Source organism: Sphingobacterium sp. SG20118, from assembly GCF_044740685.1.
GTDB lineage: Bacteria > Bacteroidota > Bacteroidia > Sphingobacteriales > Sphingobacteriaceae > Sphingobacterium.
In genome coordinates, this window is the sequence record NZ_CP172826.1 from 4,462,369 (window position 1) to 4,480,627 (window position 18,259).

The following is an 18,259-nucleotide window of genomic DNA, read 5'->3' on the forward strand; positions in this document are numbered from 1 at the left end:
CGCAGACTTTAGATTCTAACTTTAAACAAGTAACACAGTAACGATCAGTCTAACTTACTCATCTCATAACCTGATAACATTAAAAAATGGCGAACGTCGTATAATTGGACTACAACCTAAGCCAGCTAATGGAGATGCAAGTGAGAGATAAGCTGATATTGGTAGCCGAAGAAGGTAGGAAGCTAAGCAATTAAAAAAATAATTTGTACCAACTTTTTGAAAGATCAGTTAGTACCGGAAACTATCTTGATATTAAGATAAATTTTCTATATCATCAATATCTTTCGGTCTATTACTTTCTTTTTTTGCTGCGATCAATTGAGTTTTATGCAATGTTCTTATTTTTAAATCATCATCTTCAAAAAATATAGATTTATCATAATTTTCATTAAAATCTAAACCTTTTACTTTAACCATAATATCAATAGCAACTGGTGGAACGCCAAATGTAAAAACATCCCATATAGGATGAGACAAAAAATTATCTTTAGTCATATCAAATACTGGCATACCAAATTCTAGAAATGCATTCTTCAATCTTGAATAATTTATTTCTGATCGTTCTACCCAAATATCCATATCTCCAGTAGTTCGAGAATAACCATGCAAGATAACTGCAAAACCACCAACTAGAATATACCTTACCTCATGCTTATTCAATGAAATTAGAAAATCTCTAAAATCCTCATTAAAAATATTTCCCATAGTCAATTATGTCCTTGAAGTTGCTTTAAACTTTGTTTTATCCATCCTAGGTGGATTATCGAGCGAAAAATTAAAAGCAATACTATTAAGATAAAATGCTATTTGAAGACGTTGTTGCCAACTCAATTTTATATAATACTGAGCATGATTTGCAGCCTCCACTGCAGTTTGCGCTTTAAAAGCAGTTCTATCCATTCGAAATGTCTTCATAAAACAAATTTAAATAATAAAGTCCATAATATATTAGAAAGTCAACGTTGATAAAAGAACGAAAAATTTAATGTTTTCATATGGGAACCTCAAAAACTACATTTTCTGAATGAAGACATGTAACAACTTAAATTTTCGAAAATTAATAGTTTTTGGAAATTTTGGTGGCCACTTCAAACTTATTTGCCTATCTTATTATTTATAAATAAAAACACCCCTTTGGCAAAGAGGGTTATTTCACTTGATTATATCTACCCACAATAGTAAATAATGGGGCTTCATATTTGAAGTCCCTTTTACATAAAGTAGGTTTGACCATAGGATTCCAACTCGAAAAATTATCGGCATCATGGATTATCCGCAGACTTTAGGTTCTAACTTTAAACAAGTAACACAGTGACGAGTAACGCAGTAACGATCAGTCTAACTTACTCACCTCATAACCTGATAACATTAAAAAATGGCGAACGTCCAGTAATAGGATTACAACCTAGGTCAGTTGCTGGAGATGATTCAATGAATTAAGATTACATTCAGTCCATAAACACGTTTTTTTGAAATAACCAATATATTTTTATGATAATTAATACATTAGACAACGGCAAAATACTAAAAGAACAGTTCAATATATTTTTACCTGGCCTAACAGTATTAACTGGAGAAAATGGTTCTGGTAAAACACAATTCTTAGAAAGTATTCGAGATAATGCGCACGGTTATTGGGAAAGACATGATCTTGCAATGATGAATAATCCTGAGGTAGAATCTAAAATGATTTTTCCAATAATCTCTGATGAAGGGATAGAACTTAAAGATATCCATTATTCCTACCCTGGATTAAAAAGTTCAGAATTTGAATACACCGAAAATCAATCACTCATACAGACAATCAAAAAACAATGGGACATTTTAAACCCTATTTCAAAATGTTTTAGTTCGATAAAGGACAAAATATTCGAAAGTGAACAGACTGAATTAGTAGTACTAAATAGTGCAATTGAGGTATTTGCTAAATCTTTACATACGAGTCCAAATAATATATCTTCATCCTCTATTAGAAAGGCAAATACACATGAATTGAGCCAATTAAAGAATCTCGCTCAACAAACAAAAAAAAGCATTGATAATTTAACCTTTATTGATTTTCTGATATTCTATAGCGTTCCTACCCATATCTTTTCTTCTGCATTGGATCTACTCTTTCACCAGTTTCCATTTAAAACAGAAATATTATCCTGCTTTGACACAGCACATTTCTACCCCATGGGTTGTGTTTAACGAAATACTTATTAAGGCGAAATTTAAATATAAAGCAGAATATGTACCTTCAAAAAACGAAGAAACACCTCCTCCAGTTACTTTCGTAGATAATCAAAATGGAAAACCAGTACCAATTAGCAGCCTTTCATCAGGAGAAAAAACAATAATGGCGTTAATTTTTGTGTTATATCATGCTTCAAGTAATGGCAACTTCCCTGAAGTTATATTATTTGATGAGCCAGATGCCCATCTCCACCCGTCCTTAACACAACTATTTATCAATGTTATTCAAGAGACATTAGTTAACGAACAAAAAGTTAAAGTCATATTAACAACCCATTCACCATCTACAATCGCTCTCTCACCACCAGATGCCATATATAGGATGGACCGTTTATTGGGATATCCTGTTAAAGAAGATAGGAATAAAGCAGTACAAGCATTGAGCGATGGCTTGGCCTCAATATCTATGGAAGATGGAAATTTGGGGATAGTTTATAATTTAGAAAATACAGATAAGCACATCGTATTTACAGAAGGAATTACCGATAAAATAATCCTTGAAATAGCATGGAATAAACTTTACCCAGATCAGACTATGCCATTTTTTATCCAAGATTGTTTCTCTGCAAGTTTTTTGGGTATGCTGTTTAATGGAGGGGATCAAACTCCTGATGGAATATTTATCCAATTTCCGCAGAAAAAACTGATCGCATTATTTGATTTCGATCAGGCCGGTTATTCTAACTGGAAAAGGGAAAAGAAATTTCCTCATTTAGTGGAACTGGATCCTGTAAAATGTCTGACGCGCAGTAACGGTCAAAATGCCTACCTTCTCTTATTACCAGCAACACAAGATCAAAAAATAATGAAATTGGCAATAAAAAACGATGATGAAACTTTCGAGGAAAAATCGCATTTAACAGTTGAATCATTATTTCTTAATGCCCCTAGTTTCATAGAAACTTATTTTTCAGAAGAAGCAATGCCAGGTGGAGGGACAATATATCTTTTCAAAGGGAACAAACGAAAATTTGCAGAAAACCTAAAGGAACTTGATTCGGTTCATTTCAAAGAATTCATTGCTTTATTTGATAAATTACAATTGTTGATATCAGACAAGAGCAAATAAAATAAGTAACACATATGAAGTTATTACATTAACATTTCTATTAAAGCCAAATTATCTGAGCATTTTGTCAAGCTTGCAAGTATTTTTTAGCGGTATCTTGGATTGCCCCTAGAACAATTCTAGCGAGATCATAAGCATCCTAAACTATTAATAAAGAAATACTAATTACTAATAATCAGAAAGATAAATAAAAAAGTTTAATAAAAACAAATCCAAAAAAGATATTAAATATTATAAATTTATTACTATATTTATCATACGTTATAATTACCTTTGCAGCCAATTATGGGGAATGTTGACATGAAAAAACAAATCTTCGAGTACTTTATTTTCAAAACACTTATTCATTTAAGAGATAACCAGAAAAGCAATGATCTGAGTATTCTTAAATGTATTAAGCTTTTATTTTTCTTCTCGACTGTAGAAGATAAATATGGCAATTCATTAATCGAAGAATTTAATAATGTGTATGCAATGCCACTTGGCCACGTTGAAACTGATATTTATTCAGCAATGAAATCAAATAGTTTTCAATTTTTTTCATTTACAAAACAACAAACAACCTTAAAAAAACCCACGATTTACACCAATTCATTTGAAGATAACATTGTAGAATTAGTTGACCAAAAGTTTGATTTGCTTTTGAAAAAAAATCCAAATATTTTTTTCATGTCAGCCTACGAACTCGTTGAACTTAGTCACCAATGGTTTTCATGGAGGTATTATTTTGATCAAGCTAAGGCTCTAAATAAGCTACAAATGAAAATCCCTATCCAGGTAATTAAAAACGAATACAAAGTATACAGTTTTTAATCCAGAGATATGGAGACATATATAGATAAGGTTACCAATAAGGTGACTGAATATCAAGCGAAATTAACTAAAGCACTAACAGACATTGGGCTAGACTCTGAGGCAGCAATGGAAGAAGAGAATAGTTCAACTGATGGGGCGGAATCCACCAATTCATCTTCAACAAACCGAGAAGAGAAGCAACTTGAAGATAATAGTCATGCTCCAGATAATCAAAAACTAGTAGATCAGCTCGATCAATCAGATGACTTTTTCACACTAATGCTTTATAATGAAACGATTAGTAACGAAAACACAATCTTTGATTCAACAACCGAAACAGGAACTGCTGAAGTTATTAGCAATCCAATACCTCAATCTACACAAAACAGTGCCGATATTCTAGGTGCATTTTCTAGCTTCTCTGACTCATCCATTCGAGAAATCATAAAACTATTAAGTTATAGCTTGTTATCGGGTGAATTTCTATCCATCAAATTTCTATCCATTAAAGCTGTGGATGAAAAATTGAGCACACTAATCAAACAAATACAGGAACTGGTTACAATTGTTCAACTTTCACCAGAGTTATCTAAAGAATGGCTAAGCTTTAGTGACGCTATCGTATATTGCCTTGAAGAATATCAGAAATTCGTAAATTATCTTGTTGCTAACTTTACCAAAAACCGTTCAGACGATTATTTTATAATTGAAGATGAAAGCATTGATGCAATTCCTCATCTTTCTGATGATCTACAAAATGTAATCCGAATCTTCACATTGACGTTAAAAGTTTCTAGAAAAGATCTATTGATTAACAGCGATAGATCAGAATTACAAAGCTTAACTCTTTTAAAAAAACAAGTAGATAAACTAAGTAGTATACAAAAAACAGTCGCTCATGCATTGGATATCAAGCTTAAATTCTTAATTCATAAATGGGGACAGCGATATAAATGCGAAAATCAAAATAGTTCTGTCAGATATCGAATTGATAACACAGAGGAATCCCTTGATCATTTTAACATTAAGATCCCTACACTAAAGGATTGGAATGACAAAATTCATCACCACTACGATTTTTGTAAAGATAAAAAACAGTATACGCATTACATCCATGATATACTGGATGAAAAGCGGAAAGGATATGACAAAATTAATTTGAGTTTGCTCAAATTACATGGATTGATAAAATACTATAAAGATTTTTCTAAATCCGAACCAGAATTAAAGAAAATAGTTGATTATCTGTTACAAAAAGACTATTCGGAAGAGCATGACTATGATCAATATTGTATTGAAATATTCAGGAACTACGCAATCAACAACTACTTTTCATTAGTTTCGGAAAACAAAACTTTAGAACTTGACGAATATCAGAAAATCTATCAAGATTGTAAAAGTAAGCTAAACCATCTCAGTGAAAATTACTTCTTAGAAAAGAAATATCTAGACTATGTACTTGAAAAGATAGATGCTGAATTTGCACAATCTTCGAAAGAGGATAAAATCAGCCTTCACGAAAAATATGTCAATAAAGTTGATCAAGAGTGTAGCCAAATATTAAAAGAATATTACGAAAAAAAGGAATGGGCAAAAACTCATGATAATTACATAGTAATTCTTCCTTATGAAGAATCCTTAGTTGATATCTCAAGCGAAAAATATCCAGACCTGCCAAAAATATTATTTTTCACCAGTTTCGTGCTACCTTATTACAAAGACTCAATCGATTATCATTATTCTGAAACTAGACAGCGATTTAGAGAAGTGAAATCACTAACAAGTGTCGTCGGCAGCTTGAAATCAGACTTACAAAAACTTGAAAATCTCAATAAAGATTTCGACAGAAAAGACCTGAAATCAATTGAGACAATTACTCTTTTTACAGCTGTAATAACTTTTATTCTTTCATCTATACCTGCATTCAAGTTTGTAGAAACAGTTCAGCAAGCGGCCCTTTTCATGCTATCAATGTCAGCTTCTTTAGGTATTTTTATACTATTAATATTTTCCTTTACACGCGGTCTTTCAAAGTTTCTAACAAAGCCACGCTCTTGGCTTGGTGCACTAATTATTATTCTAATATTTACAGTAATATTCTTTGTTCTAAAGGTTACCTCAGGTAGTTTAATCGATTTTGAAAAAACAACTAAAAAAGATACTATTAATAGTTCAATTCAAAACCAAAATGAATTGGATAGCATAAAAAGAAATTCAGAAATACCTCCATCGAAAAATCATAAAAATTTAACACCTGAAAGAAATAAAACTCAATTAAAATAGAAGCTCTTAAATATCCGTTAAATCTAGTTGTCTATTAATATGCACAACACGCCAGCCAACTTTTCAAATAATTCATGATGATTAAGATTTGAATTTTATTTGCATCATGGATTATCTGCTGACTTTAGCTTCTAACTTTAACCAAGTAACACAGTGACGAGTAACGCAGTAACGATCAGTCTAACTTACTCACCTCATAACCTGATAACGTTAAAAAATGGTGAACTTCCTGTAATTGGATTATTTCCTAAGCCAGTTGGTGGGGATGTAGGTGAGGAACATTACGGAAGTAAAACTCACCTTCAAATTATGAATACCCATTTAGGTTAAATTAAGACCTCCGTCGACCATCACGATTTCACCGGTAATATAAGTGTTAGAAACTAGCATGGATACAATATGAGCTATTTCTTCTGGGTTTGCGCCACGTTTCATAGGAGAACGTTCTCGCCATAAATGATGCGCTTCTTCCCAACTTGCTGTCATAGGAGTATGGACAAGACCTGGAGCAACAGCATTTACTCTTATATCTGGCGATAAACTTAAAGCCAATAATTTTGTCATATGATTTAAAGCAGCCTTTGTTGTCGCATAGGGAATGGAAGCCCCTTTTGGTCTGATTCCTGCATGAGAGGAGATATTAATGATACAACTTGTACCATTGTCTTTTGACGATTTTCTAAGGGCATCCTCTGCTTCAGAAATCAATATCCAAGGGGCAATCACATTTACCTCATATAACTCACGCCAGATGTCCGGTGAAGCCTCTTTCAAATTCTTATGTGCTATAGTTTTGCTAATACCTGCATTATTAATTAAAACATCTAATCGCTTATGCTGTTTTAAAACAGCATCAATAAGCTTCCTTGTATGTTGTGAATTTGATAAGTCAGCTTGGTGATAAGAACTATTTTCAAATGAATCTGCCAATTCTTTACCTTTACTTATAGATGATCTGGAATGAAAAGCAATAGTAAATCCATCATCAGCTAACTTTTTTGCAATGGCTAAACCAATTCCAGATGTTGACCCAGTAACCAGTGCAACCCTATCCTTATTTTTGTCATTTTGCTTATTATCCAACTTGTATTCCATATATTATTTTTCTTTCAGCTTCAATTAAAGATAAAATGAAAACCTAGTCAACTTATCAAATCGGTTATACTGACTGGATGAATTTTTTATTGGCATCGAAAGTCAAAAGTATTGATCACAATATCTAATTCCAAAATTCATCTTTCCAGATAATTTCAACTACATCATCATTGTGAACCGATTCGAGCTTTTGCCAATCTTCCAAACTTGCCGTTTCTTGAACTAAAGGAAATAGTTCCCTTTCTTCAAAACGAATATGCTTTTCTAATGTTTCCTCTATACGATTAATCGTTTTATAAGTATAAACTGGAGTAAGAAAAAGTCGCCTTAATAATCGATGTTCTTTACGTGCCCGTATAACACCCACATGTTCTTCTCCTAAAATTGGTAAAATCAAATTCTCTTCGATATCGAAATGCTCAGCAATCTGATTTTCCCATAGATGCAGGATGTAATCTTGCAATCTTTTTACTTCAATAGCTTGTTCCAATCCCTTCCTAATTTTCCAACACAGCAGTAACGAGAAATGATGTTCTCGGCTTAGTGGTTGTAAAGATGGGTGCCTACCCAAAGGACGTATACTGTTGGTTTCCATGACGATAATATTTATAATAACATTGATTATAGTTGGTCAATCTTTTAGAGATCTATAAAAATAATATAAAGCATGAGGTTACATTTCAGTAGGTGTACTAAAATGAATCACAATGGCCTTTTATTATTGCCTAGAATGAGGACTAATTATAGGATAGATTAACTATGAGCATCTATAACTAAGGTAATAAAATACTTTATATAAAAAGATATAAAGGTGTTTTATTACCTGCAAATGCTATCTTAAATAGCAAATAATGAATTTTCACGCGATATGTAAAGCGCAGCACAAATAAAAGCATGGAAGTGCCAATAGGCAACTTTAATCCAAATGCGCATTATGTCTTGAATCAATAAAAACCTGTCTTTTATAGAATAGCCCAAAATAATTCTTATCCCTAGTTTTGTCCCAATGAAAAAAGAAGTATAGTTTAAATAAAAAATATGTTTTTTAATTGTTTATAAATAATTTGTCTTTGCAACTCTCGCTTAATCAGAGTCCGATACGCTTATTCTCGCTCCAGAATACATACCTTATCCCATGTATAATAGCGCGTTGGATGAAAGCGGAGTTGCTCAGCAAATTAACTACTGCAAAAAGCACATCCAACTTTAAAAAATAGATCGATTCTTTTAAACATACACAGTCTTTTAATGACACTTGTGCTATCATGCGCCGGAGATTACTTCGAGAGATCGTTAAGTAGGTTAATCGCATAGTCAAGTATAATTAATAATTATTGAATATGGTCACACTTGGAGAAAAGCTCAAAGAATTGAGAGAAGCCAATAATTTAATGCAAAAAGAAATTGGTATTTTAATTAATGTAGGCGGTGCATTTATAAGCAAAATCGAAAGAAATGAAACCTTAGTCAGTAAAAATCACTTGAAAACTCTGAGCGGTTTTTTTAGTGTAAAAGAAGAGGAATTAATGACTTTATGGCTTGCTGAGAAAATCAGAGAACTCATTCAAAATGAATATGTTGGAAAAACAGCACTGGAAACCGTATTAAAAGATTTTGAAATCTAACATAGATAGCGGACAAGGTACACACGAGTTCTTTCATCGACCGAAGCAACCTTTTGCTCGGCTTATCATACCAACAACACCTAGGATTTATTAAAAAATAGCGTGTTATTTTTCCTCAGATCTGATGGTCTTGAGTGTGTAAAGGTTTGAAAAGTATTACTGAATGATCCCACTGTATCATAGCCTACCGCAAATGCAATCTCCGTAATGGATACATTTGTCTGTAATAACATCTCTATTGCCTTAATCATGCGCAGTGTTTTAAAATACTGTAAAAAAGAGACATGCAACTGCGTCTGAAATATGCGGGACATCGACCGTTCACTCATATAAAAACGGTCACTGATGTGTTTCAAAGTGATTTGTTCTGCCAGATTATCTTCCAGATAACGAATAACCTCTAGCATTCTTTGATCTGTACTCGTTGGTAAAACAATGGGAAGTGCATTACTATTCAGCTGAGGCAAGAGTTTCTTGATGGATACTAAAAAATCAAAATAATAATCGGTAGGTAGCACATGCCGCTCATCCCAACGCTCGGTATGATTGATCATCTGGATCAAAAGCTCGGTGGCAGGATAGATACCCAGTTTACCGTAAAAAGGATCCACATCATCATCAGCAGTATAAAAATAAATCGACCGCAATACGGTACCTGAATGACCGATACGTAGAATATGAGGAATGCCATATGGAATCCAGAAGTAATGACGAGCCGGTACCACATAGGTCTTACCTTGAATGGTAATATAAGCTATCCCTCCTTCCACGAAACCTAATTGACCTTTCTTGTGTGTATGTAAAGGAATAAGTTTTTCTGATTTTTCATGCATCACAAAAGCTGACGCTGCATGTTCATCTATCTCAGGCAATAAAGCAATAAGTCCCATATCATTATTTGTTGTCAAAAATACAGGATATGCTAGAAGAATGAAATTTATTATGCTGATTTATTGAAAATATTTTGAGATTTACATTATGGCTTGATCCAATAAAAACATGTCTATTATAAGATATTTCAGAAGGGCGCTTACCTCTAATTTTGTCCCGATCAAAAAATAGATATATTTCAAATGCAAAAAACCCTAACCCTGTTGTTTTTCTTCGTTTTTAAACAATTTGCCTTTGCGACGCCTCCTTCTCAAAATCCCCTAGCACCACATGTCGCTCCAATAGATACGGTTTACCTGACATTACCAGAAGCTTGGGAAAAAGCAGAGTTGCACAGCAAATTAATCATTATTCAGCGGAAAAACACCGCAATAGCACTGGCGGAATACAAGGATGCTAAAATCGAATTATTTCCAGAGATTTCTGTAAAAGGAACAGCTGAAAAGGCGTCCAATATCCCAATTTATGAGAATGGACTATTTTCAAAACCCACACAACACGAAGTGATCCATACCCTATATCATATGGGAGCCGAGTTTTATCAAGTACTGTATCATGGTAACAAATTCAGATTAAAAATCAAAGAGGACAAAACATTGCATCAACTCAGTATGGTGCAGGAGAATAAGATGATTTCAGATATTCGATACAGAACAGCTTCGCTATATCTCGATTTACAACGTTGTCTACTTTTCAAAGACCTGATCATACAAGACATTGCTGACCAAGAAAAACAATTGATCGAAATCAAGCATTTTCACGAAAATGGAACGGTATTAAAGAGCGATGTGCTACGTGTTGAACTTGATCTTTCCAAAAGAAGAATGACTTTGATCACCATCGAAAATGATATCCTTATTGCAACTCAAAAGTTGAACATCATCTTTGGAGAGCCAGATGATAAGGTCATCACGCCTAAACCATTAGACCAAAAAGAGGGAGAAAATACGTCCTATGAGCAATATTTGGAACAAGCTTTGAAACACTCATTTTCATATCATATATCAGAAAAACAGACCGAATTGAGCGCTATCAATCTGAAACAGGTCAAGGCCAATGTTCGTCCAAACATCGGTATATATGGCGATTTCTACTACGCAAATCCTCAAATATTCTTAGCTCCATATAATCCGGATTGGTACTCTTTGGGCGTCATTGGGGTGAAAGCAACTTTTCCCATTTCATCCATATACCATAATATCCACAAAGTAAAGGCTGCCAAATTAGAATTGGAGAAAGAAGAAGAAGCGCACCACAACATCGGAGATATCGTACGGCAGAACGTAAAAGAAGCCTACTTACGTTATCAAGAAGCGCTAAAACAGATTGCGGTAGCTGAAGTGGATGTTTTGCAAGCCAAAGAAAATGCGCGTATCATTAAAAACACGTATTTCAATCAAACTTCCTTGATAACCGATCTACTTGACGCAGATATTCAACTGCTACAAACCCATTTTGAATTAGCATCTGCACGTATCCTAGCACAAGACAAATATTATTTACTACAAAACATCATAGGTGTCCTGTAAGCACATATTATCCAACAGTGATTGTGATGATAATAAAGCTTTAATCATCTATTAACCGAGTGAAACGAGCTCATGTAGACCCTTGAGAACGGACACCACTAAATAACGAAAGAAATGAAAAATAAATACACAGTTACCGACCGTTTGATTACTCGAATAACAGGCTTTATTGCAGGCCTTATTGTTATCGTCATGATGGTATGGGGAGGCTATACACTATGGGGGTATTTTATCTACGAGCAGACCAATGATGCACAAGTACAAGAATACGTTAATCCCATTATTTCGAGAGCCGGTGGCTTTGTCGAAACCGTTCAATTTGAGGAAAACCAACACGTAACAAAGGGAGATACACTTTTTATCATTGACAGTCGAGAATATATATTACAACAAAAACAAACCGAAGCATCGCTACAAAAAGAACAAGCACAACTGCGCGTATTGGATAGTAAGATCGAAACACTAACGAAAACGGCAAGCGCATATGGAGCACAAGTAAACAGCAATAAAGCAAAATTATGGAAAGAGCAATTGGATTTTGATCGTTACGAAAAACTCTTTCAGGTAGAATCTGCTACAAAACAAAAAGTGGAAGAAATGCAAGCTATTCTCGATGTGAACAGCAACAATTACCAGGCCGCTAGAGACAACCACGATGCCTCACTTTTAAGCATAGAAGATATTAAGGTAGAGCGATCGGTGGTCCTTTCAGAAATCTCACGTTTAAAATCGTTATTGGACCGCCATAAACTGGATGTAAGCTACACCGCCATTGTAGCTCCCTACAATGGCCGGATGGGAAGAAGGACAATCGAAGCTGGACAAATGATCGATGTAGGCGAACCATTGGCATTCATCGTAAATGATGATACCGATAAATGGGTCGTCGCTAATTATAAAGAAACACAAGTGGCCAACATGCGTATCGGTGATACCGTCAAAGTATTCGCTGACGCTTATCCCAGTCAAGAATTTAAAGGAACTATTATTTCGCTATCTCCAGCTACAGGGTCTAGTTTCTCGCTCTTGCCTCCAGATAACTCGACGGGTAATTACGTTAAGATTGTACAAAGAATTCCAGTGCGTATACGCATAGATGGAAAGCGTAGTGAAATCGACATTTTAAAAGTGGGTATGAATGTCAATGTCTTTACATCAAAAAAACAAAACCGTGGTTAATACGATTCCTATTTTCAAGTCCTGGGTACCAGAATGGATGATAAAAGCAATCTTATTTATCTTATTATTGCCCAGTATCGTTTTATTTTTCATCCCTATAACAAATATCCCCGCTGCAGCAGGATATTATGGAAGTGAGCCGGCAGACATGCAGTTTTCGGTAGCCTTATTTTATGCTGGCTATGTTGGATTTTACAGTTTGGAACGTCGTTTCTTTAATTATTTGGCCGCGCGGGAATATTTTATACTATTCACATTCTTACTCATGCTCACCACATGGGTATGTTATTATACCCATGAAGTGTATATCTTCTTCCCCATCAGATTTGTACAGGGGTTATTATTTGCAAGCACAGTCAACCTAGCACTCTCACTGATGTTTACACGATTAAAAAATGAAAGAGCAAGGGAAATAAGCTTTTCTGTTTTCTTTGGACTATTGATATGCGCACTCCCTTTCAATAATCTAGTAACTGCCAATCTCATTGATTCTTTTAATTTTAATATCATCTATAAAGGAGCACTGTACTCCTATCTTCCTAGTCTTATCCTACTCCCCTTAACGATGAATCGTATCCGATTGAACGTGCGTTTCCCATTATATAAATTGGATTGGCAAAGCTTTTCACTCCACAGTATTGGTCTCGTACTGATTGGATACATCTTTATTTTTGGTCAAGAATACTACTGGTTGACGGATAAAAGAATTCGCTATTGTTTTCTGGGCTTACTCGTGCTTTCCATCCTATTTATACTTAGACAACGGGCTATGAAACATCCCTATATTGACCTTCGTATATTTAGATCCCGTAGTTTCAAAGCCGGTCTTATGATACTTTTCGTCATGTACATATGTCGCTTCGTATCGGGGATAACAAACACCTATTTCACTGCTATATTAGGCTTTGACCCTATACATGTTTCATACATCAATTTATTTAATCTGGGTGGTTTAATACTTGGAACCATCATTTCTTGTTGGATGATCATACAAAAAAGGAACATCCGGTTTATCTGGGGCATTGGATTTATCTTTTTACTGATTTTCCATATCATCCTATTTTTCCATACAGATGCCCAAGCAGATGAATTCAATTATTTTATTCCGCTATTTATACAAGGTTTTGGTGTTGGCCTGATCATGGTTCCAACGATCATATACACGATATCGTCTGTCGCTATTTCTCGTAGCACCTCAGCAGCGGCAGTAAGTTTGGCAATCCGTTATCTTGGTTTCTGCAGCAGCATTGCTTTGATAAATTATTTTGAGCTGTATGGAAAAAGCCAACATTACAACACTTTTCAAGATCATTTAACCCTCTTGGACAGTCCGGTTAAAGCGCATCTTCAACATCAGTCCAACATGCTCATCGAAAATGGACTGCATGCAGGATCATCATCAAAAGCTACACACAAGTTATTGATCAATAGTCTGCATAAACAAGATCAATTGCGTTTCGCAATGGATTATTATGAATTAATAGCATGGATCATTGTCGGTATACTGCTCCTAATTGCATTATCACCCTATTTGAGCAAAACAATAATACGGTTAAGATCAAAAAACCTCTCTCCTGCTTAAAAACAATCTCACAATCGATATGAAAAACATATTATTTATTACCCTATTATTCTTGAGCATATCATGCAAAAAAGAAGACAAGATTTTTATATTAAAGACTATTCAGTTGAATCATTATAAAATGCATGCAGATACGAGCAACCAAAATCTTTTTTTTAGAGTTTTTGACCCGCGGGGGTCCATTCTTCTAGCTGAAACAGGGAGCTATCCGAGTGCATATACGCTTCCAGCCCAATTTGGAGTTCACCCTCACGTATCGCTACCCTTATATGCCCAGAACTATAGCGTACAATTGTGGAGTGACCGATCAGGACTTCTTGGTGAATGTGAAGTAGACATGCATGCATACAAAATTATATTTCCAATCGAAATGGAAGTCGAAGGTGAAAATCTAGAAATATCAATTGCTGGAAGTTGGGAATAAGGTCAACAACTTAACAAAAAAGCATGGTTTCAGCTGAAACCATGCTTTTTTGTTAAACCGTAAATAACGAACTTACTTTGCAGAAGTGGTTACGACATATGAAGTAGTAGGGACGAGCTTCAGATCTACATAGCTGTACGTGAAACCATTTTTAAGTCCAATCTGACTTTTCTTCTTCTTACCGTTAACATATAAATAAGCATGTTTGCCGGGAAAACCTGCACGCCATTGCTGTGGTTGAGTCGATCCGCTATAACGTAAAGTGGATTGCTGCGTCCCTTTCTGTTCAACCTCATATAAAGCTTCTCCAATAGGCACGTTATGAATCTTAACCGAGCCGATTTCCTGAGGTAGGTGAGAACACGTTTCGATGGAAACAGCACCTTGACCTGGCTGTATACCCGTTAGATCTTGTACGATATTACTGATCAAGACGAAAGATACCTCAGGATAATTACCATTCGTACCCGTTAATGTCTCCACTGCATGTACCGTATTGATTTTTGAAATTATGTATTTTAACCATTTCCATCCGGTCTCATCTTGACCATATTTGAAAAATACTTCTGGCACATAAGTAATGGCTTCGATATTTTTGGGCAATCCCTGCGGAGAACTCAACTGCTCATCTATAAAATTTAAATAATGTTGATGTCTCGTTGAATTCAGGTCTGTTATACCTTTTAGAGGCATGAACCATGAATTCTCTTTCCCCCAACCAGAAACTGGATCTCGTTTCGTATCGTACCCCCTATTGTAAAGCTCCGCGTTATCTCTAATCCCCCAATCTGTATTGAAATAGGTCCAAAGATCCTGAGCTTTTTTAGTGTATTCTTTAGCAAGAGACTGATCATTCTTTAATCGAGCAATTTCGCTAAAGGAACGATATGCCCTATATTGACTCCCGATACCATCCCCCGATTCAATGAGCGTCTGATCCATATGTTCATTATAAGTGGAGGTTCCTTGAAAGATATTACCTGCACCATCTGCATCCGCCACACCATTGACTTTGGCCACATCATGTAAGGTAACAAATTCGCTAACGGCCATTTGATTATACGTCCATAAACTAGCATCGTTGAGGTAACGCGTATCTTTTGTCCAATTATATAGATCAAAATTGGTTTCAACAAGCTCAAATACTGCTGGGATTTCCCGTACAAAATTTTGATCACTTTTATAATCCAACAGATATGGACTTCCGTCAAAATTAATGGCCCATAGCGGATACCATTTTCTGGATTTCGTGGCGCTCTTGGCAAAGGCCTGAAGCATCGTAAAATTCTCTTCTTCTAGTCCCAACAAATGTGCTCCGATTGCTTGGTGACAAAAATCACGGGAATAAAATGCAGTGCGCAGTGGATACCCAGCCCAATAAGATGGAAGGTAATCAACTGTTTCAGATGCTTGATCTTTCTTATAAATATTAACAGGGCCGCTTTTCCCCGTCAAGACAAATGAGCGTGCTTTTTCCTTTGCCCAATCAAATGCCTCCGCCAGCTCCTTACTGTCGGTCTCGATCGTAATAGGTGCTTTCTGGGCAAATAGGCTTAGCGTAAATAAAGTTTGTACAGTTATTAATAAAACCGATTTCATATGTTTAAGTTTAAAACCAAGGTCCTTTTACCAGACCTTGGTGGATGGGATTAATTATAATGTGGATTAGGTTGTAGCAAATCGTTACGTTGTATCTCTGACCTTGGTATAGGCAGTAAATAATGTTGCTGAAAAAACTTTCTTTCTTGAAGTACCTCGATTTTATACGATTTCTTCTTGGTCTGATCATCTCTTACAATCGTCACTTTACGCGCCGGTTTATTTTCTGTCACTTCGGCAATCTTCCATCTGCGCACATCGAAAAAGCGGTGATCTTCAAATGCCAATTCCACTCTTCTTTCCTGTTGTATCTTTGCTAAAAGCAGTGTCCCCGAACTTGTTACTGCAGGTAGCACACCAGCTTTTCCTGCTCGCGCTCGCTCGCGAACCAGATTGATGTAGTGACGCGATAAATCCTCATTACCAATATGGTACAAGGCTTCAGCATAATTCAGGTAAATTTCTCCTAGTCTAAAATAGATCCAAGGTTGCGGGCTTTTATCATTCCATGGATTGACAAAGCTCTCATCCATAAACTTCCGAAGCGTATAACGTGATTTTGAAGCATTCCAATCATCAATCCCAAATTCGCTATCCTTACCGCTATTGGCTCGATTTCCTGTCGATGAGATATAAAATTCGATTTCACGGCCTCTAAACTGTTGTCCATCACAAACGATAGAAGCATAAAACCGTGGCTCTCTATTCTCCCAAGGTTTTCCATCCGTATACTGCTGTTCGGTCGCAAAAGTCCCATCTATCATTTCATAGGCATCCACCATATCTTGGAGCACACAAGTTCGCGACCAACCGGTAAAACCATTAGGCGAATCGGTCCAATCAAATGAATGACCAAATTCAGCATTAAATTGCTTCATGAAAATAATTTCAGCACTTTTATTATTGATAAATAACCCTTTATAATCCGAATCCAACTCATATTGCCCAAGATCCAATACCGCCTTCGCTGCATCGGCAGCCTTTTGCCACTTCACTTTATCATTGGATACATTCCATAGAGGACTTGCCGCATACAATAACACCCTAGATTTTAAGGCAAGTGCGGCACCTTTGGTAGCACGTCCGTGATCTTTATTCTGATGCTTTAATGGTAATAATGCTGCTGCTCCGTCCAATTCCTTTACTAAAAAATCAATGCATTCCTCGTACGAGTTACGCGGAACCATCATATCACTATTTAAACCAAAAGTATTGGTAATAAGTGGGACTCCACCAAATCTAGCAACTAAATCGGCATAAAAAAAAGCACGTAAAAAAATCATTTCACCTGTCAAACGATCCACCTCTGATTGACCTGCCTTTAACTGATCTATATTTTCAAAAAAGATATTGCAGTTCTTAATGGCTTCATAGTAAGCATCCCAAGTCGAATAATCGCCATATTGACCGGGCGTCACCTCACCCCTATTATAGAGATAAGGATTACCTGAATTAAAATTATGATAGGCCTCATCGGATATATAACGTAATCCAAAGTTGCCAAAACCATCCCGCATTTCTGTATACCGCTTGTTCACATAAGTTTCGGTCAATTTAATATCTGTAAATATAGCATCTCCAGTAAACGAATCTAAAGGCTTGACATCAAGATAGTTTGAACACGAACTAAAACAGCTGATAAAAATAATCGCGATGTATAGATTTATTGTAGTTTTCATGTGTAATTAAATTAAAAGCTTAAATTGATACCTGCGTTATATATACGTTGCTGTGGGTAATACATTCCCCCAGCATTGGTTCCCTCTGGATCTTGAATTTTAATGTTATCAATTGAAAAGAGGTTAAACCCGCTAATAAATAACCGTAGATTTTGCACTTTTATTTTTTCCAATATACGTGGTGATAATGAATAGGCAATCTCCACATTTTTTAATCTTAAAAATGACGCATTTTTAAGCCAAAATGTTGAATTCATGCTATTAAAGGTAT

Annotated in this window: 18 protein-coding genes; 10 read left to right on the forward strand and 8 right to left on the reverse strand. The window is 35.4% G+C overall.

Features of this window, described 5'->3' with window-relative positions:
* Positions 1-252: 252 nt before the first annotated feature.
* Together ACFX5U_RS20445 and ACFX5U_RS20450 are read right to left on the reverse strand one after the other, a co-directional pair.
* On the reverse strand, positions 253-705 hold the full coding sequence (locus tag ACFX5U_RS20445) for a DUF6036 family nucleotidyltransferase (RefSeq protein ID WP_400261924.1): 453 nt from the start codon (positions 703-705) through the stop codon (positions 253-255).
* A 6-nt stretch (positions 706-711) separates the two neighbouring features.
* A complete protein-coding gene (locus ACFX5U_RS20450) occupies positions 712-915 on the reverse strand; it encodes a hypothetical protein (RefSeq protein ID WP_400261925.1) in 204 nt (67 codons plus the stop codon).
* Between the two features lie 576 nt (positions 916-1,491).
* On the opposite strand from ACFX5U_RS20450, the gene ACFX5U_RS20455 reads away from it, so the two are divergent.
* The 5 genes from ACFX5U_RS20455 to ACFX5U_RS20475 all read left to right on the forward strand — a co-directional run bounded on the left by ACFX5U_RS20455 (position 1,492) and on the right by ACFX5U_RS20475 (position 6,715).
* A complete protein-coding gene (locus ACFX5U_RS20455) occupies positions 1,492-2,193 on the forward strand; it encodes a hypothetical protein (RefSeq protein ID WP_400261926.1) in 702 nt (233 codons plus the stop codon).
* Complete coding sequence (locus ACFX5U_RS20460) at positions 2,156-3,307, forward strand: ATP-dependent nuclease (protein WP_400261927.1); 1,152 nt, start codon at positions 2,156-2,158, stop codon at positions 3,305-3,307. The genes ACFX5U_RS20455 and ACFX5U_RS20460 overlap by 38 nt, the downstream gene beginning before the upstream one ends.
* A gap of 300 nt (positions 3,308-3,607) precedes the next feature.
* Complete coding sequence (locus tag ACFX5U_RS20465; protein WP_400261928.1) at positions 3,608-4,120, forward strand: hypothetical protein; 513 nt, start codon at positions 3,608-3,610, stop codon at positions 4,118-4,120.
* A gap of 9 nt (positions 4,121-4,129) precedes the next feature.
* Positions 4,130-6,385: a hypothetical protein gene (locus ACFX5U_RS20470; protein ID WP_400261929.1), complete on the forward strand. Its 2,256-nt coding sequence runs from the start codon at positions 4,130-4,132 to the stop codon at positions 6,383-6,385.
* Between the two features lie 153 nt (positions 6,386-6,538).
* Complete coding sequence (locus ACFX5U_RS20475) at positions 6,539-6,715, forward strand: hypothetical protein (RefSeq protein WP_400261930.1); 177 nt, start codon at positions 6,539-6,541, stop codon at positions 6,713-6,715.
* Here ACFX5U_RS20475 and ACFX5U_RS20480 read toward each other — a convergent pair.
* Together ACFX5U_RS20480 and ACFX5U_RS20485 are read right to left on the reverse strand one after the other, a co-directional pair.
* On the reverse strand, positions 6,707-7,480 hold the full coding sequence (locus tag ACFX5U_RS20480; RefSeq protein ID WP_400261931.1) for an SDR family NAD(P)-dependent oxidoreductase: 774 nt from the start codon (positions 7,478-7,480) through the stop codon (positions 6,707-6,709). The two genes, ACFX5U_RS20475 and ACFX5U_RS20480, sit on opposite strands and share 9 nt — an antisense overlap.
* A 124-nt stretch (positions 7,481-7,604) precedes the next feature.
* The gene (locus ACFX5U_RS20485; protein ID WP_280571648.1) at positions 7,605-8,075 is read right to left on the reverse strand and encodes a hypothetical protein; all 471 of its coding nucleotides are present in this window, start codon (positions 8,073-8,075) and stop codon (positions 7,605-7,607) included.
* A gap of 745 nt (positions 8,076-8,820) precedes the next feature.
* Between ACFX5U_RS20485 and ACFX5U_RS20490 the strand changes: the two genes are divergently transcribed.
* Entirely contained in the window at positions 8,821-9,105 is a 285-nt protein-coding gene (locus ACFX5U_RS20490; RefSeq protein WP_400261932.1) for a helix-turn-helix domain-containing protein, read from the forward strand.
* Between the two features lie 80 nt (positions 9,106-9,185).
* Here ACFX5U_RS20490 and ACFX5U_RS20495 read toward each other — a convergent pair whose 3' ends face one another.
* Positions 9,186-10,013 (reverse strand): helix-turn-helix domain-containing protein, encoded by an 828-nt coding sequence (locus ACFX5U_RS20495; RefSeq protein WP_400261933.1) that lies wholly within the window; start codon positions 10,011-10,013, stop codon positions 9,186-9,188.
* A gap of 165 nt (positions 10,014-10,178) precedes the next feature.
* Here ACFX5U_RS20495 and ACFX5U_RS20500 point away from each other — a divergent pair, with 165 nt between their 5' ends.
* From ACFX5U_RS20500 to ACFX5U_RS20515, 4 genes are all read left to right on the forward strand, one after another.
* A complete protein-coding gene (locus ACFX5U_RS20500) occupies positions 10,179-11,525 on the forward strand; it encodes a TolC family protein (protein ID WP_400261934.1) in 1,347 nt (448 codons plus the stop codon).
* A 114-nt stretch (positions 11,526-11,639) separates the two neighbouring features.
* The gene (locus ACFX5U_RS20505; RefSeq protein WP_400261935.1) at positions 11,640-12,704 is read left to right on the forward strand and encodes an HlyD family secretion protein; all 1,065 of its coding nucleotides are present in this window, start codon (positions 11,640-11,642) and stop codon (positions 12,702-12,704) included.
* Positions 12,697-14,286, forward strand: coding sequence for a transporter (locus ACFX5U_RS20510; RefSeq protein WP_400261936.1), 1,590 nt, complete (start codon positions 12,697-12,699; stop codon positions 14,284-14,286). The genes ACFX5U_RS20505 and ACFX5U_RS20510 overlap by 8 nt, the downstream gene beginning before the upstream one ends.
* A gap of 19 nt (positions 14,287-14,305) precedes the next feature.
* Complete coding sequence (locus ACFX5U_RS20515) at positions 14,306-14,710, forward strand: hypothetical protein (RefSeq protein ID WP_400261937.1); 405 nt, start codon at positions 14,306-14,308, stop codon at positions 14,708-14,710.
* A gap of 72 nt (positions 14,711-14,782) precedes the next feature.
* On the opposite strand, the gene ACFX5U_RS20520 is transcribed toward ACFX5U_RS20515, so the two are convergent.
* From ACFX5U_RS20520 to ACFX5U_RS20530, 3 genes are read right to left on the reverse strand one after another with little or no spacing between them, the layout of a single operon-like run.
* Positions 14,783-16,309, reverse strand: a complete 1,527-nt coding sequence (locus ACFX5U_RS20520) for a hypothetical protein (protein WP_400261938.1) — start codon at positions 16,307-16,309, stop codon at positions 14,783-14,785.
* Positions 16,310-16,359: 50 nt separating this feature from the next.
* Positions 16,360-17,988: a RagB/SusD family nutrient uptake outer membrane protein gene (locus tag ACFX5U_RS20525; protein WP_400261939.1), complete on the reverse strand. Its 1,629-nt coding sequence runs from the start codon at positions 17,986-17,988 to the stop codon at positions 16,360-16,362.
* An 11-nt stretch (positions 17,989-17,999) separates the two neighbouring features.
* Positions 18,000-18,245 carry a hypothetical protein gene (locus ACFX5U_RS20530; protein ID WP_400261940.1) on the reverse strand — a complete coding sequence of 82 codons (246 nt, stop codon included), beginning with the start codon at positions 18,243-18,245 and terminating at the stop codon, positions 18,000-18,002.
* Positions 18,246-18,259 lie beyond the last annotated feature (14 nt).